Annotated in this window: 12 protein-coding genes; 5 read left to right on the top strand and 7 right to left on the bottom strand. The window is 41.1% G+C overall.

The genetic code is table 11. The features are described 5' to 3' along the window. Positions 1 to 25: 25 nt before the first annotated feature. From GGR21_RS19080 to GGR21_RS19060, 5 genes are all read left to right on the top strand, one after another. Positions 26 to 1,123, top strand: coding sequence for a DUF4434 domain-containing protein (locus GGR21_RS19080; protein ID WP_183308868.1), 1,098 nt, complete (start codon positions 26 to 28; stop codon positions 1,121 to 1,123). Positions 1,124 to 1,133: 10 nt separating this feature from the next. Next, a complete protein-coding gene (locus GGR21_RS19075; protein ID WP_183308867.1) occupies positions 1,134 to 2,540 on the top strand; it encodes a sugar porter family MFS transporter in 1,407 nt (468 codons plus the stop codon). 7 nt (positions 2,541 to 2,547) lie between these two features. Continuing rightward, on the top strand, positions 2,548 to 4,062 hold the full coding sequence (locus tag GGR21_RS19070; protein WP_183308866.1) for a Gfo/Idh/MocA family protein: 1,515 nt from the start codon (positions 2,548 to 2,550) through the stop codon (positions 4,060 to 4,062). A gap of 21 nt (positions 4,063 to 4,083) precedes the next feature. Next, entirely contained in the window at positions 4,084 to 4,977 is an 894-nt protein-coding gene (locus GGR21_RS19065) for a sugar phosphate isomerase/epimerase family protein (protein ID WP_221233045.1), read from the top strand. 520 nt (positions 4,978 to 5,497) lie between these two features. Then, a complete protein-coding gene (locus tag GGR21_RS19060) occupies positions 5,498 to 9,004 on the top strand; it encodes a bifunctional proline dehydrogenase/L-glutamate gamma-semialdehyde dehydrogenase (protein WP_183308865.1) in 3,507 nt (1,168 codons plus the stop codon). Between the two features lie 82 nt (positions 9,005 to 9,086). Here GGR21_RS19060 and GGR21_RS19055 read toward each other — a convergent pair whose 3' ends face one another. The 7 genes from GGR21_RS19055 to GGR21_RS19025 all read right to left on the bottom strand — a co-directional run. Then, positions 9,087 to 10,424: a TolC family protein gene (locus tag GGR21_RS19055; RefSeq protein WP_183308864.1), complete on the bottom strand. Its 1,338-nt coding sequence runs from the start codon at positions 10,422 to 10,424 to the stop codon at positions 9,087 to 9,089. A gap of 12 nt (positions 10,425 to 10,436) precedes the next feature. Next, on the bottom strand, positions 10,437 to 11,561 hold the full coding sequence (locus GGR21_RS19050) for an efflux RND transporter periplasmic adaptor subunit (protein WP_183308863.1): 1,125 nt from the start codon (positions 11,559 to 11,561) through the stop codon (positions 10,437 to 10,439). A 35-nt stretch (positions 11,562 to 11,596) separates the two neighbouring features. Further along, the gene (locus GGR21_RS19045) at positions 11,597 to 12,865 is read right to left on the bottom strand and encodes an ABC transporter permease (protein WP_183308862.1); all 1,269 of its coding nucleotides are present in this window, start codon (positions 12,863 to 12,865) and stop codon (positions 11,597 to 11,599) included. An 80-nt stretch (positions 12,866 to 12,945) separates the two neighbouring features. Continuing rightward, a complete protein-coding gene (locus GGR21_RS19040; protein ID WP_183308861.1) occupies positions 12,946 to 14,208 on the bottom strand; it encodes an ABC transporter permease in 1,263 nt (420 codons plus the stop codon). A gap of 13 nt (positions 14,209 to 14,221) precedes the next feature. Then, entirely contained in the window at positions 14,222 to 14,920 is a 699-nt protein-coding gene (locus GGR21_RS19035; RefSeq protein ID WP_183308860.1) for an ABC transporter ATP-binding protein, read from the bottom strand. A 285-nt stretch (positions 14,921 to 15,205) separates the two neighbouring features. Beyond that, positions 15,206 to 17,395 carry a GH92 family glycosyl hydrolase gene (locus GGR21_RS19030; RefSeq protein ID WP_183308859.1) on the bottom strand — a complete coding sequence of 730 codons (2,190 nt, stop codon included), beginning with the start codon at positions 17,393 to 17,395 and terminating at the stop codon, positions 15,206 to 15,208. 27 nt (positions 17,396 to 17,422) lie between these two features. Beyond that, positions 17,423 to 17,631: fibronectin type III-like domain-contianing protein (locus GGR21_RS19025; RefSeq protein ID WP_183308858.1), on the bottom strand; the 209-nt coding region annotated here is incomplete at its 5' end.

Here is a 17,631-nt window from a genome sequence, read left to right as displayed (position 1 = left end):
AAACAGATATAATATACAGCGAAGTATGGAAAAAAACAGACGGGAATTTTTAAAGAAAATGGGAATGGGGGCAGCTGTAGCTGCCAGTGTACCTATACTCTCATCCTGCGGCAATAGCAGCCCCGATAATGCAAAAATCACATTATGCAATTCGGATGCAACATCAACGCTCATTGTTCCTCCGGCAAAAGGGTTACAGATCAGCGGAACTTTTCTGGATGAAATTTCACATGATATTCCTCATCAGAACTGGGGAGAAAAGGAATGGGATCAGGATTTTTGCCACATGAAAGCCATTGGTATTGATACTGTTATCATGATCCGGTCGGGATACCGTAAGTTTATCACCTATCCGTCAGAATATCTAATAAAAAAAGGATGCTACAAACCATCGGTCGATCTTCTGGATATGTATTTAAAGCTGGCAGATAAACATGGGATGAAATTCTATTTCGGTCTGTATGATTCAGGTCATTACTGGGCTACTGGTGATATGTCGCACGAAATAGAGGACAATAAATATGTAATAGATGAAGTATGGCAAAAATACGGACAAAAATATAAAAGTTTTCAGGGATGGTACCTTAGCGGGGAAATCAGTCGGGCAACAAAGGGAGCTATTGACTCTTTCCGCGCTATGGGCAAACAATGTAAAGATGTATCGGGAGGCCTGCCTACCTTTATCTCTCCATGGATTGACGGGAAAAAGGCCGTGATGGCCGCATCCGGACAATTATCGAAAGGCGATTCGGTTTCGGTTCAGCAACATGAAAAAGAATGGGGAGAAATATTCGATGGAATAAAAGGGACAGTAGACGCCTGTGCTTTTCAGGATGGGCATATCGACTATGACGAACTGGACGCGTTTTTTGAGGTTAATAAAAAACTCGCTGATAAATATGGATTGGAATGCTGGACAAATGCAGAATCGTTCGATCGTGATATGCCCATTAAATTTTTACCTATCAAGTTCGATAAACTTCGTCTAAAACTTGAAGCTGCAAAACGCGCAGGATATGACAAAGCCATCACTTTTGAATTCTCGCACTTTATGAGTCCGCAATCTGCATATCTGCAGGCCGGACATCTGTATAACCGATACAAAGAATACTTTAACTTATAAATAAACTCTTATGGCAGAACAAAAAAAAGGCAACTTTAAATACGTAATTTTCCTATCCGTAGTAGGCGCCATAGGAGGATTCCTATTTGGATATGATACGGCTGTTATCTCCGGAACAATACAGCAGGTTACCTACCTGTATATGCTAAACGATGTGGAAACAGGATGGTATGTAGGATGTGCACTGATTGGGTCTATCATCGGTGTTTCTTTTGCCGGCATCATCAGTGACAGGCTCGGCAGGCGGCTTTCGCTATGGGTTGCGGCAGCCTTGTTTACAGTCTCGGCTTTCGGCTGTATGGTGGCCTCCGATTTTTACATGCTTGTATTTGCACGTATGCTGGGAGGTATGGGAATAGGCGTTGCTTCTATCGTTTCGCCCTTATATATTTCAGAGGTTTCACCTTCACGCTACAGAGGGACACTGGTTACGCTCTATCAGTTGGCTGTGACCGTTGGGATTGTTGCTTCTTACATTGTCAATGCACGTGTACTGCATTGGTCACAAACAATAACCTTCGATCAACAATGGCTCAATTTTGTACTGAAAGAACAACCATGGAGGGGAATGCTGGGTATGCAAACCATACCTGCGGCTCTGTTTTTTCTCGTTCTGTTTCTGATACCTGAAAGCCCGAGATGGCAGATCGCACGGAATAAAGTTGATAAGGCCGTAAAAACAATGACCACTCTCTTTGGTGAGAGTGAAGCGAAATTACAGATAAAAGAAACACAGGATATGCTCAGTTCAGAGGAGAAAACAGACTGGCGCATTCTCTTCAAACCGGGTTACCGTATAGCTCTGTTTATCGGTGTTTGCCTGGCCATCCTCGGACAGTTTATGGGAGTGAACGCGATCTTTTATTATGGTCCGATCATCTTCTCCGAGGCCGGAATGGAAGCGCAGGGTTCACTCGATTTTCAGATAATAGTAGGTATAGTTAATGTACTCTCCACTATTCTGGGGATGTATCTGGTAGACCGTATCGGACGAAAAAAGCTTGTTTATATCGGTGTAAGCGGTATGTTTGTTATGCTAATCGCCATCGGTATATTCTTCAATATAGGAATCAATAATCCGGTAGTGTTGCTGGGTATGATCATGACCTACATTTTCTTCTCAGCTATCTCTATAAGTGTTGTCATATGGGTTTTGCTATCAGAAATGTACCCTGTAAAAGTCCGTGGAGTAGCCATGTCATGTGCCGGGTTCTCTTTATGGATAGGCACATATCTTATAGGCCAACTGACACCCGTTTTACTTAACGGTGTGGGAGCCTCTGTTACATTCTGGATATTCGCATGTATGTGCATCCCATATATCGCTATTACCTATTTCTTAGTTCCCGAAACAACAGGTAAGTCGCTGGAAGAAATAGAAAAAATGTGGCAGACAAAAGAAAAACAAACTAAATAAATATAAGATGAAAGATATAAGCAGACGTAAATTCTTAAAAGCAGGAGCTATTACTGCTGCGGGCCTAACTATTATTCCCGGCAAGGTTTTGGGTAAATCATTCGGTTATACGGCACCAAGCGATAAACTGAATATAGCCGGAATAGGTGTGGGTGGCATCGGACGTCGCAACCTAGCGAATATGAAAACCGAGAATATCGTTGCCCTTTGCGATGTGGACTGGAAATATGCCAACAAGACATTCAACGACTATCCGAAAGCCAAACAATTCAAGGACTGGCGGATTATGTTCGACGAAATAGGAGAATCGATAGACGCCATTATGGTGGCGACCCCTGATCACACTCATGCTGGAGTAGTTGCACATGGGATTACGCTGGGTAAACATTGCTACGTACAAAAGCCATTAACCCATTCGGTATACGAGTCGAGGTTATTGACAAAACTGGCAAAGAAATACAAAGTGGCTACCCAGATGGGAAATCAGGGAAATTCGTTTGACGACTGCCGGCGTGTAGCCGAATGGATACAAGCAGGGATCATAGGTGATGTGCGCGAAGTACATTGCTGGACAGACCGCCCTATCTGGCCACAAGGATTACAAGAACCTAAGGGGGTTGTCAAAGTGCCTAAAACACTGGACTGGGATCTGTTTATCGGTCCTGCAAAAAAACGTGCCTACAATCCAGTGTATACACCATGGAACTGGCGTGGCTGGTGGGACTTCGGAACAGGCGCATTGGGCGATATGGCTTGTCATATTATGGATCCTGTATATTGGGCGCTTAATTTAAGATATCCAGTGAGTGTTATCGGCAGTTCTACACTGAGCAACCTTTATTCTCCACCGCATGCACAAGTAGTAACCTATACATTCCCAGCACGCGACAACATGCCGAAGGTGGCAATGCCCGAAGTGAAAATACATTGGTATGACGGAGGACTGATGCCTCCACGTCCCGAAGAGCTGAATAACGGTGAAATGATGGGAGACTCTAATGGTGGAATCATATTTGTCGGTTCAAAAGGCAAAATAATGACTGGTTGCTATGGCCTCAACCCTACCCTACTGCCTAAATCAGAGATGGAACACTTTACCGAACCCAAACCTACTATTCCACGTATCAAAGGCGGAAATGGTGATATTTGGGATACAAATGCACACGAGCAGGACTGGATAAGGGCCTGTAAGGAATCTCCTGAAAACAGAACAGAAAGTACTTCCAACTTCCAGTTCTCCGGTCCGTTCAACGAGATGGTTGTAATGGGCGTTCTGGCAGTACGCTTATCAGGATTGTACGGATTGCATCGCGAACTGAAATGGGACGGAGAAAATATGAAGTTTACCAATATATCAGCAAATGATAAGATAAAGATAGTGACTGTCGACAACTTCGATGTAATAGATGGTGATCCTAAATTTGATCGGCAATTTGCTGATTTTTCCGCAATAGATATGGCTAATGAATGGATCAAGCATACTTACGAGAATGGATTTACCCTTCCCAGTATGCCAAAATAGAATCACTGAAAAATAAAGTTTATGAAACATTTATATTATATAGCATTGCTTAGCCTGATATATTTACTGCCGGCCTGTTCCGGTAAACAAAAAGGAACAGATTCTGAAAAGAGTTCAACAGAAAACGCACAATCGAAATCAAAAGAGTCTGGCTGGAGATTATCGATGCAATCATATTCTTTCCATAAATTCACATTTACTGAAGCCCTGGACAAAACAAAAGGACTGGGATTGAAATATATAGAAGTATTTCCCGGACATAAATTGGGTGGTAAATGGGGAGATAAGGCTTTTAGTACCGAGTTGACAGTTGAAGAACGTTCCGAGCTGAAGCAATATGCGAATGAAAAAGGAATAAAGATCATATCTACAGGAGTATATACAACGGATAATCCTGACGATTGGGAAAAAATGTTCATCCTGGCTAAAGACATGGAAATGGAATTTATTTCCTGTGAACCAGCTCTTAAAGATTGGGATCTAATAGAAAGCCTCGCTAATAAATACAATATTAAGGTATCTGTTCATAATCATCCGCAACCATCCGATTACTGGAATCCGGATCTGTTGCTGGCACAAATAGCCAACCGAAGCGACAAAACCGGAGCGTGCGCCGATGTAGGGCATTGGTGTCGCGAAGGTCTTGATCAGATTGAATGCCTGCATAAGTTGAAAGGCCGTATAATTTCCCTGCACTTCAAAGATATAGCAGAAAAACAGGAGGGAGAAACCGAACAACATGATGTTATATGGGGAACAGGGATACTAAATGTAGAGAAAATGCTCCAAACTCTGAAAGATCAGAACTTCAAAGGGGTATTTACTATAGAATATGAATATAATTGGGAAAATTCGGTTCCTGACATTAAGAAGTGTATAGATTATTATACCCGGATCACGAATAATATATTTTGATATATTCCAACAGAATAAACAACTTAATATCCGCTATAATCAATTGATATAGCGGATATTTTATTATAAGCTCTATATAAGATAAACACTATACAAATCAGTTGATGAACTTGCATTTTTTTACGGAAGCTTTATCTATAAATCAGAAGAGGTAATAGACAATGGTAAGTAGGACGAGGAAGTAGTCTTTGAAAAAATGATAAAAATTTGTCAGATGTGTCAGTTTTTTTAATGCAGAATACTGCAAAAGTGTAACTTTTGTAACTTTTTTATTAATCGATAACTATTGCAGAGAGCTAAAAAACATGTCAGATATGTCAGGTTTTAACATTCTCAATTATCTATTGGTATTAATAGATACATGACAGTAAATATTTTAGATTACTTAATATACTCTCTATTAAAGCAACATTAGAATTTATTAATTTGATTATTTTTCTCACAAAAACAGGATTCTTTTCAAAGCTTTTGCTATATCTTAGAAAAAAAATCTAATCATGTTTAACAATATGTAAGTCAAATGGAAAAGATAACCTCTGCAGAAGTCCTTAATTGGGCAAAAGATTTTCTTAATAAGGCTGAAAATGAATTGACTCCTGAGGAAGTAAAGGAGCAGAAGAAGTTTGCATCGCTGATACAAACCCCATCCAACAAAGTACTGTTATCTAAAATGCTCGACGAATCGTCGCAGGTAAGGGACAGTAAGAAAATGGCCCGAAGAATGAAGTTGCTGATCGACCAGTATGGTGTACCTGATTTCTTCAATTCATTCGACCAGTTCCAACTGAAGCTATTCACTTGCTTTGGTTATCTTTTCGATGGTATTGCGATGCCTTTATTCAAAAAAAGACTACGTCAGGAAACGAACAAAATAATAATCGGAGAAGAACGGCCGTATCTTACAGGACATCTTGCCGGAAGATGGAACAGCAATATCGGCCAGAATGTAAATCTTTTGGGTGAGGTTGTTTTAGGCGACGGCGAAGCTAATAATCGCTATCAGCACTATCTGGAAGCACTGAAAGAACCGGACATCAATTATATCTCTATAAAACTATCGGGAATATATGCGCAGATACATCCGTTAAGCTATGAACAAAACAAGAAAGAACTTTGCAAACTGGTAGCATCTGTTTATCAGCAAGCTATTGATTATCCATATACTGATCAGAACGGGGTGACCAAACCGAAATTTGTGAATCTGGATATGGAAGAATATAAAGATATGCACCTTACACTCGAGGTATTCGAAGAAGTAATGAGCATGCCTCAATTTAAGAATTATACAGCTGGTATCGTTGTACAGGCTTACCTGCCGGATGCAGGAATGCTTCAGGAACGAATATTGGCCCTTGCTAAAAAGCGGGTTGCCGAAGGAGGTGCTCCATTAAAGATGCGACTGGTGAAAGGAGCCAATCTACAGATGGAGAGCATCATTTCATCACTTCGCGGATGGGTCAATCCGGTTCTTTCGACCAAAGTAGAAGTGGATGCCAATTATCTCCATATTCTTGATGTGGCTTTACAACCCGAAAATGCAAAAGCATTACATATAGGAGTGGCTTCTCACAATTTCTTTAGCATCGGTTACGCATATCTGTTAGGAGAAAAGAATGGTGTATCTGAATACGTGACATTCGAGATGCTTGAAGGTATGGCAAACCACTTGCCTCGCGTTATGCGCCATCTGGATAAACAGATTATACTTTACACTCCGGTGGTGAAGAAAGAGCATTTCCTCAATGCGATCTCTTATCTGGTACGCCGTCTGGACGAAAATACAGGTAAGGACAACTTCCTTAGTTACTCATTCAATCTCAAACTCGATAGCCCTGAATGGCAATTCCTGACAAATCAATTCATAGAAGCATATAAGCTTAAAGACAGCATCGATTCAAAAGCAATCAGAACTCAGAACAGAAATGAAAAGCCTGTTCCGGTGAAGGATATAAATATTTTCCAAAATGAACCTGACACAGATCTCGACTTACCTCAGAATCGTCAGTGGGCACTGGATCATTTGAAGAAATGGGGAACAGAGGTAAACGAGAAGAACTTCATCGTACCTGTTCAGATTGGCGATAAGGAAGTAATAACCGAACATAAGAAAAAATATTACGACCGCAGCCGCAACGATGAAGTCTGTTTCTGCGAAGCTAATCTGTCCACATTGGATCAGATAAAAGAGATTGTTTCCATCGCCGAAGAAGATAAATCGGGCTGGAGAAAAACCGATGTAAATAAACGTAACGAAATATTGCATCAGGTAGCTGATAACCTGAGTGCCAAACGTGGCGACCTGATTGGCTGTATGTCATCAATCACAGGGAAAACCTTTATGGAGGGCGATGTGGAAGTATCGGAAGCAATAGACTTCTGCCGTTTCTATCCGATTACAATGAAGCATTTTGCAGAACTTGATACAGTATCTTATGCTCCCAAGGGAACTATTCTGGTTATCCCGCCATGGAACTTTCCTTTAGCTATTCCTGTGGGCGGTGTGGCTTCGGCTTTGGCAGGAGGTAACACGGTGATACTGAAACCCGCTACTGTGGCCCTTCCTATCGCATGGGAATTCGCTAAATGTTTCTGGGATGCAGGAGTACCTAAAGATACATTGCAGGTAGTGTGTAGCGCAGACCGTTCTTCACTGAACTACCTGACCGCTCATCCGTCTGTGAAACACATTATTCTGACAGGTGGTACCGATACCGCATTCCGTCTGTTGGAAAACAGCCCACGCACTCCGCTCTCCGCCGAAACAGGAGGTAAGAATGCTATTATCCTTACGGGCAATGGTGATCAGGATCATGCAATATTAAATATTGTGTCATCGGCCTTTAGTAACGCAGGACAAAAATGTTCGGCCTGTTCACTGTTATTAGTTGATAAAAAGACATATAACGATCCTTCATTCCAGTCGAAACTCAAAGATGCCGTGACTAGTATGCGTACAGGCAGTGTATGGGACACGATGAACATGGTGGGGCCAATGATAACCAACGATAACGATAAGTTATTGCATGCTATTGAGAACCTCGAGCCGGGTGAATCATGGCTGGTAGCACCTGAATTCCTCGATGAGAAGAAATACATACTGAAACCTACAGTAAAATGGGGTGTAAAACCAACCAGCTTTACGTTCAAGAATGAATTATTTGCACCTCTGCTTTCTGTAGTTTGTGTCGATGATCTGAAGCAGGCCGTAGAATACGCTAACTCCTCAGAATACGGGCTAACTTCGGGACTTCAAAGTCTGGATGAAGAAGAGCAAGCTTACTGGAAGAACCATATTGAAGCAGGTAACCTGTATATTAACAGAGGTATAACCGGAGCAATTGTGAACCGTCAGCCGTTTGGTGGAATGAAACGTTCCGCTTTCGGTGGAGGGATAAAAGCCGGAGGACCTAATTATGTTTCCTGTTTTGTCGAGTTTACCGAACAAGCTGTTCCTATGACATCAACCAAGCATCCTTTGGTTCACCTTGTACCCGAAGACCATTGTAAACTACGCATGAACTATGCTTACGAAAGTTATACAAAGGCCTGGAAAGAGGAATTCTCATTAGAGAAAGATGTGAATCACATTTATGGGGAAGAGAATACCTTCCGTTACCTTCCTTTGAAGCATGTAGGATTGCGGGTACAAGAGAATGACGAACTTTGCGATATACTGCTCGTACTGACAGCATCACATATGGCTAAAACTCCGATCACAGTGAGCGTCCCCGAAGGGGATCCCCGGTTGAAAGCAATCGAAACGGTAGTTGCTGAGATGACAAAAGTACATATCAATGTGCAGAGTGAAGCGAAGTTCATTGAGGAGATGGATCGTTACGAGCGTATACGCAGCTGTTCGCCAACCTTGTCTGATGCAGTTTATAACAAAGCAGCAAAACTGGGCTTGCATATTGCCTCCGACAAACCATTGGCAGAGGGCCGGATAGAACTGTTGAATTATCTGAAAGAGCAAAGCATCGCCTTCGAATACCACCGTTACGGTAGTATCTTCGGAGAAGATAAATAGAGTAATAGTTGAATGTAAAAGCCCTGTATTGTTCTAAGGTCAATACAGGGCTTAATCATTACGGAAAGGTTCACTAAACTATTTATTGTATGTCAATTGGTTTCCCCTGATAGAAGTCTAATATTTTGGAACGGAATATGAAGTCATACTTTGCCTGTATCTGATCCGATTGGCTGGTCAGCAGTTTCGTCTGCGCTTCATTATATTCAAAAACGGTAGATTTACCTATATCGTATCGTTCCCTTGCATATTTGAATGATTCTTCGGCCGCATCCAATGCTTTTTCTGTAGAATTGTATTTAGCCTGAGCTGATGTAGCACTCTGATATGCCTGTTGGATTTCTTTATACAGAGCCAGTTTGATATTATCCATCGCCAACGTCTGATTTTCGATATTCAGACGGGCAGTTCTCACCTGGTTCCGTACTCTGAAACGGTTGAAAATAGGGATGCTGAGTGAAAAACCTATATATTTGGTTTGATTACTACCTAATTGACTCGATATACTCGGGTTATCATATCCGCTTTTATATACATGATCGAAACCTGTACTATAACGCATATTCATGTCCAATGAAGGATAGTAATCAGCTTGTGCTATTTTTAATCCTTTTTTGCTGCTCTCTATTTTATATTCGGCTTCTTTTATTTGAGGTTTTGTACCCAGAGCCACCTGATAAACCTGATCTACAGGGATAATACTTGTTATGCTATTATCCAATGCATTGGCTATATCGGGTTCTACAACATCAAAAGATCCCTGTTGTTGCAAGTTGAGGGATTGTGACAGATTGAGCAATGACAAGTCCAGATCGTTTTTAGACATCGTTACATTCAGTTCGTCACGGGCAGCCTGTGCTTTCATGTCGAATAATTGTGAAGCAGGGACTTTTCCCGATTCCACCAGAATCTGTGTTTTCTCTACCTGTTGGTTACTTAATGTGAGCTGATCCTGATAGGCCTTCAATATCTCTTTCTTGAACAATACATCGAGGAAAAGTGAAACAACCTGTAGTTCCAGATTCTCCTGCGCTTTCTTCAAACCCTCTGTAGCAGCAAGTAGGTCGAACTCATCCTGTTTTATCTGATTAGGTATACGGAATCCCGTAAAAAGAGGAATAGAAGAAGATAGTCCTATAGAAGTAGAACCCACATTACCTGAACCTACAGTATTGGTACTTGTCCTGATAGACCTTCCGAAATTAAAATCCTGACCAGCACTTGCATTCAGGTTTGGCAACCTGCTGTTCTTACTTGTGCTTAAATCAACTTCGGCGCTTTTCACATTCAATGCCTGCTGGCGCAATTCTATATTGTTTTCAATGGCATGATCTACACATTCTCTCAATGTCCACTTCTGTTGAGCAAACGAGGATAGACATATAAGAAACAAACCACTCGTAAATATATATTTTTTCATAACAATCAATTATCAGTTTTGTCCCGGCGTTTTCGGCTTATCGGACATTTCATTACCTCTGATCTTATCCCCCACTTTCAGTCCTTCTTTTACTTCAACCTTTATACCATCGGATAGTCCTATCTTTATATTCTTTTTATCAAATGTCTGTTTCTGATCGATAGTGTCCTTCAGGATATAGACAAAAGAAGAATCATTGTTGAAAGTGATTGTGCTCTCTGGTATGGTTATTACTTTTTCAACTCTGGCCAGTACTATCTCAGCATTAGCGCTATATCCGGCTCTAACCAGCACCGTGTCCGGAATCTGGGCTGCAGCTTTTATTTCAAATAAGATTGCCCCGTTTTCTTCCACTCCCTTAGGTGCAATATATTCAAGCTTGGCATCGAATTTTTGATTCTCAATAGCTCCTATCGATAATTTGATAGGCATACCTGTATGCACACGGCCTACCTCTGTTTCGTCAATCTTACCTATAAAGATCATATCGTTCATATCAGCAACGGTAGCTATAGTAGTACCATCATTGAATGTGTTAGCCTGTATAACAGAGTTCCCGGCTTTGATAGGCACATCCAGTATCATACCTGTAATAGTCGAACGTATTTGCGTGTTGCTATATTGCGCCGTCTTTTTAGAGATACCTGTTTTTACGATATCCAGATTATCTTTTGAATTTTCCAGCTCTTCCTGAGCTTTTTTGTAATCAGCCTCCGATTTATCCATCTCCTCTTTAGCGATCACTCCTTTGGTAAACAGGTCTTTCTGTCGATTGTATTCAGCTTTTATCTGGTTGAGATTGATTTGCGCTACACTCACCCTCGATTCGGCTGAATTGAGTTGCGATACGTCAGGAACAACCTTTACGGTAGCAATCACATCTCCAACCTTCACATAATCACCAGCCTCTTTCAATACCTCGGATACAATACCCGATATCTGTGGCTTGATAAGAATTTCGTCACGGGGTGAAACTTTACCTGTGGCAACAGTTGTGTTTTCGACATCTCCGGTTTCTGCAGACGTAATTTCGTATACGACTTCTTTAGGCTGTCCTTTTTTCCAAAGGAATACGAATGTACCAAGAACTATTAATCCAAGGAATACAAACAATATAATTCTAAGAACCTTTTTCATATAATATTTAGTTTACAATTTTTATTCTAATTTTTCTATTCTTCCCTGATAGCATCGATTGCTTTTATCTTGAGAGCCCTCATTGCCGGCATAAATCCGGCCATAATTCCTGAAATAATAAGTATTCCCATAGCGACAATGGCAGTCCAGAAAGACACAAACGGTGGTATAAATATACTTCCTCCTTCTGTATCTCCACCCATAGTGTTGCTCATTGCCTGATATACAATTTCAAGGATTGATACTCCGAAAAGGAATCCGCCAAATCCGGCTATAGCCGTCAACACAAAACTTTCGCTCAATATTTGTATCATAATCGTCATAGGTTTTGCACCGATGGCTCGCCGTACACCTATTTCACGTGTACGTTCTTTCACCGTTACCAACATGATATTACTAATACCTATGATCCCCGAGAATAAAGCACCGAGACCGACGATCCAAATAAGGATATCAATTCCCATGAACAGATTCTGAAACATCATAAATTGTTTTTCGATATTTACACTACCCATTGCTTTTTCGTCGGTGGGTGATATGTCATGTGAAGCTTTTATAATGGCCTTTACTTCTTCTTCAACCATTGACGCCGGATAGCCAGGTTTAGCCGTACAAGCCATAAACCATATATTCTGTCCTTGATTAAAAGCAACCTGAGTGGTTGAAAATGGCAGATAAATGGATTGTTCTACATCTCCACCGATGGAAGCTCGTGATTTTGGGCGTATGACACCTATTACCTGAAAATAGATACCATTAACCCTTATATATTGCCCTTGAGGATCTTCTCCTTTTTGAAATAAAGTTTCATAAACTTCTTTTCCTATGACACACACTTTACGCTTGCCTGCCTCATCAAGTTCATTGAACAATCGTCCGGATAGTACATGTTGTCCTTCTATCATAAAATGCTCAGGAAGAATACCTCTAACATCGTATGTTCCCGATTTCGTTCCTCTTACTGCATTTTTTTCTCCACCGCCGATAAAGAGCATTGGAGATATATATTCTACCGATTCGGCTTTTCTTCTTATTAGCTCGATATCCCTCACATTCATAGACCACCAACGTCCCTTTCGGTAACCTTTATAAGCTTCACTGGTACGTCCTGTCCAGAAAAAGCAAGAGTTGGAAGCGAATCCTTCGAAATTCTTATAAATTCCTCCTTGCAAGGAATTTCCCGCACCGATCAGTATGATCAGCATAAATATTCCCCAAAAGACACCAAAGCCCGTTAAGAAGCTTCGAAGCTTATTTCGGGTGATTGTTGCCCATATTTCCTGCCAGTTATCTAAATCAAACATTCTATATATCAGTTATGAGTCATGAATCATAAGTTAAAAATGAAAGAACCTATAATTCATAATTTATAATTTATAACTCTTTACTCTGCTCTCATTGCTTCTATTGGTCTTACCCGGGTAGCTTTCAATGCCGGTATCAATCCGGCGATGACTCCGGCGATGACCAGTACGAATGTTGCTAAAGCTACAGTACTGAGGTCTACTGTCGGATCCTTAAATATGGTGGGACTATCCATTGAAGCTCTGGATGGTCCTCCTGACATAGCAGTACTGATACCTTCGGTCAAAAATATTCCAACGATCATACCTATGTATCCGGCTATTGTAGTTATCAGTATCGATTCGAATATAACCAGTCTGAGTACAGATGCCGGAGTTGCCCCGATTGCTTTGCGTACACCTATTTCCCGCGTACGTTCTTTTACTGTGATCAGCATAATATTTCCAACACCAACAATACCCGCCATTAGCGAAGCCAGCCCTATTATCCAGATAAAGATATTTATACCATTGAATATTTGATTCGTTTCAGCTACATCCTCCGCTGTATTGCGTACGTAAAGAGCCGATCTGTCATTAGGATCGAACATATGCAGCTGCGCCACTCTTTTCCGTACCCGTTCTATAAAGGCTTTATTGTCTTCCAGTTTTGTTAGCCCTTTTACAGTAAAATCTATCTGACGGAATCCCCAGCCTTTGTTATACAACATTTGAGCTGTAGTGAACGGTATATATGCCGGAGGATTATTATTAAACATATCAGTGTCATCGAATACTCCTATTACCTGATAAGCAATGCCATTAGCTATAACATATTTTCCAAGAGGATCTTCTGTTTTGAAAAGAACGCGCTTCATTTCGGGGCTGATAACAACTACTTTACGCTTGTTATCCACATCCATTTTATTAAGGAAACGTCCGTCTCCGCTTCTTACCTTTATATTGTTTATATGAGCTGCATCCTGCGAAACCCCGTCTAAGCGCCATGCTCCGTATTCATTTCCGTACGACATGGTTACGTTTTGTGATACCCGGGCAGAAACATATTCAACTTCCGGTATTTTATTCCTGATCAGGTCATAATCGCGGTCATCAAATTTAATATTCCTGTCCGAAGGCAGCCCTTTATAAGGCATTGATGTCCATCCCGGCCATAAGGTTACGGAATTCTGTGCCCTGTTGGAAAAATTTGATGTTACACCATTTTTCAGACCATTTCCGGATGCCAATAGGATTATAAGCATGAATATACCCCATGCAACGGCAAACCCTGTAAGAGCAGTCCGCATTTTGTTCTTACTGATGGTGGATAATATTTCTCGCAAGGAGTCGAAATCGAACATAGTATATTAGCGATTACATATTTATAACAGGATTCTCATTTATCTCTATCGAACCGATTATACCGTCCTTTATATGGATTACACGATCAGTAGCATCGGCTACAGCCTGTTCGTGTGTAACTACCAGCATGGTGATATTGTCATCGGCGTTTATCTGTCGCAGCAATTCCATTACTTCTTTAGACGTCTTACTGTCCAATGCCCCAGTCGGTTCATCGGCCAGAATTATTTGAGGCTGGGATATCAGGGCACGTGCAATGGCAACACGTTGTTTTTGTCCTCCTGATAATTCGTTCGGCATGTGGTTTGCATGAGAGGCAAGCCCCATCTTATCAAGGTACTCCATTGCTATAACATTTCTCTTCTTCCGGCTTACTCCCTGATAGTAAAGAGGCAGAGCAACATTTTCCAACGCATTCTTAAACGAGATAAGATTAAAAGACTGGAAAATGAAACCTATTTTCTGATTCCTGAGTTCTGCAGCCTTTGTTTCATTCTGGTTCTTGATAAGTACATTATCGAGATAATACTCGCCGGTATCATAATTGTCTAATATACCTAAGATATTAAGTAGTGTAGATTTTCCGGAACCGGATGCGCCCATTATGGAAACAAGCTCCCCTTTATCTACACTCAAATTAATTCCTTTTAATACATGCAGGGGTTCAGGCCCGTTGTAGTATGATTTATTTAGGTTTCTGATGTTTATCACGCTTGTTTAATGTTTAAATGTGACTGATATATTGTGGCCCACAAATTTATGCTTTATTCTAATATCTGGAGCTTAATTATTCGCATCTTTTACTTATATGTCGCAAAAAAAACAAAAAGGTTACAATGCTTTGATATTTTAACATTTTATAATACATTTTGTTATTGCAGCTACCTATGACCGGATAAGGATAAATAAAAAAAGGAAGAGCTTTTTTAGAACTCTTCCTTTTCTGTGCCTAGAGTGGAAAGACTTATTATAATAAGGTCTGTTTTAAACAAAATATTATGGTCTATCCTCTTTATCAACCCCAAAGGATGATGGTATACTTCCCATTACGAACTCCAATTTACCACCAGACACAATGTCTTTATGACTGATATACGACTTTGTGTACTGTTTCCCGTTTAGTTTAGCTTCTTGTATGTAAATGTTTTCACTGCTATTTTGGTGAGCAATGATTTCGAAAACCTTACCATCGCCCACTTGTACGGTAGCCTTATCAAACAATGGGCTACCAAGCACATATATACCTCCGGCAGGAGCTACCTGATAAAGGCCTAAAGCGGAAAGGATATACCACGATGACATTTGTCCCACATCCTCATTACCACTCAAACCGTCTATATTGTCAAAGTACAATGTTGCTAAAATCTTCCGTACCAACTCCGCCGTTTTCCATTGCTGACCTACATATGCATATAGGTATGCAATGTGGTGACTCGGCTCATTTCCATGTGCATATTGTCCTATGAGACCAGAGATATCGGGCGAAGCCTCCTCACCAAAATCACCTTCTACAATAAAGAGAGAATCCAATTTAGTAATGAATCGCTCTTCACCTCCAAAGAGTTCGATCAGTCCATGCACATCATGTGGAACAAGCCACGTATATTGCCATGCATTACCTTCGGTATAGTCATCAGCCATATGTGCCGAATGGAAGGGATCGAAAGGTTCGCGGAAAGCTCTTTCCGAAGAAATGCCCCGCATGAACTGTTGTTGCTTGTCGAAATAATATCGATACGATTTGCTACGATTAAGGAAATAGTTATAATCCTCCTTTTCATCCAGTTGGTTTGCAACCTGTGCCACACACCAATCCGCCAACGCATATTCAAGTCCTTTGGCTACTGTCTCGTTCGCATCATCTTTATCATAAGGAATGTAACCGTATTCTTTCAGCCACATCATACCCCTTTCATCCAACATGGCGGAGGTCTTCATGGCTTTTAAGGCCGCCTGCTTGTCTACATCAAATCCTTTAAGCACCATGTCAGCCAATACAGGAATACCGGGATTGCCTACCATACAGTCAGTTTCATTCCCTACCAAATGCCAGACGGGAAGTTTGCCTTGTCTATTATATATCGCCAGCATTGTGCGAGCATAATCGGAGATACGTTCGGGGTGGATAATAGTTGCCAGCGGATGTGCCGCCCTGTATGTATCCCATAGCGACAAAGTGGTATACTCCGTGAAGTCTGCATCGACATCGCTGAACACCGAAGGTGCAGTCATTGAGTGAAAAAGTGCAGTATAAAAAATACTTTTGTCTGTTTCGGACTGGCCTTCCACTGTTATTTTGTTTAGTTGTTTACTCCATGTGAGAGTTGCCGCATCTGCGACATCCTCAAATGTCCAACCGCTTAGCTGTTCCGCTTTCAAATTACGTTTAGCTGCATCTATGCTGGTTGGAGAAAGTCCAACTTTAGCACAAACAGTATTGTCGTCAGCCACATCAAATATAAGTTGGGCAAACGCCTCTTTTGTAACCACAGAAGGAGTGTCTGTATACTGTTTATCATCATTTGATACACAGAAAGTTTTTATTGGTCTGGAGAATATAGCTGTGAAGTAGATCCTCTGGTCTTTTGCCCAACCTGTGGAGTACCTGTAACCCGATACCACGGTGTCGTTTTCCTGAACGATAAAGCCTTCTACCGGCTCGTCCCAGCGAATACCTCGTTTCAAGTCGATAATAATTTGTGCCTGCCCTGTTTGAGGAAAGTGGTAACGATGAAATCCGGTGCGGGCAGTAGCGGTTAATTCTACTGTAATGTCAGCATCTTCAAGCCATACCGAGTAATAGCCCGGACGAACTGTTTCGTGCTTATGGTCAAACAAATGCTCACGGCGGTTGTTGGTAGTTGGAAAGAAAGTTATATCACCCAAGTCGCCGATACCAGTACCGCTCAGGTGCATGTGGCTAAATCCGACAAGAATAGAATCGCTGTAATGATAACCCGAACACCAGTCCCAGCCTCTGTCATGCTGGGTAGGGCCCAATTGTACCAGTCCAAAAGGGACATTAGCACCTAAGAACACATGCCCATGCCCACCTGTTCCGATATATGGATTTATATATGAAGTGAGTTCCTGTGCCGATTTTTCTTGTTTGAGGCTACAAGCATAAGTGAAAATGAGCAGGACACTACATATCGCAAAATACTTCCAGTATATTATTAATTTCATAATTCATTAGTATAAAAGGGATTTATTTCATTCTGTTATAACTATTTTCTCTGTCACCCTGATATCCTTGGAATGAGTTCCTACCATAAAGGTGAATTCCCCGGATTCCACCACCGCCTGCATATCTTTATTGATTATTGACAGGTCGTCTTTGGTGATGAAAAAGGATATACGCTTTTCCTCCCCTTTCTTCAGGTAAAGCCTTTTAAAATGCTTCAACTGTTTTAAAGGTTGTA

It is taken from the genome of Dysgonomonas hofstadii, assembly GCF_014196915.1.
Classification (GTDB): domain Bacteria; phylum Bacteroidota; class Bacteroidia; order Bacteroidales; family Dysgonomonadaceae; genus Dysgonomonas; species Dysgonomonas hofstadii.
Note: the sequence above shows the minus strand (reverse complement) of the source record. Positions and strands in the feature narration are given on the sequence as shown.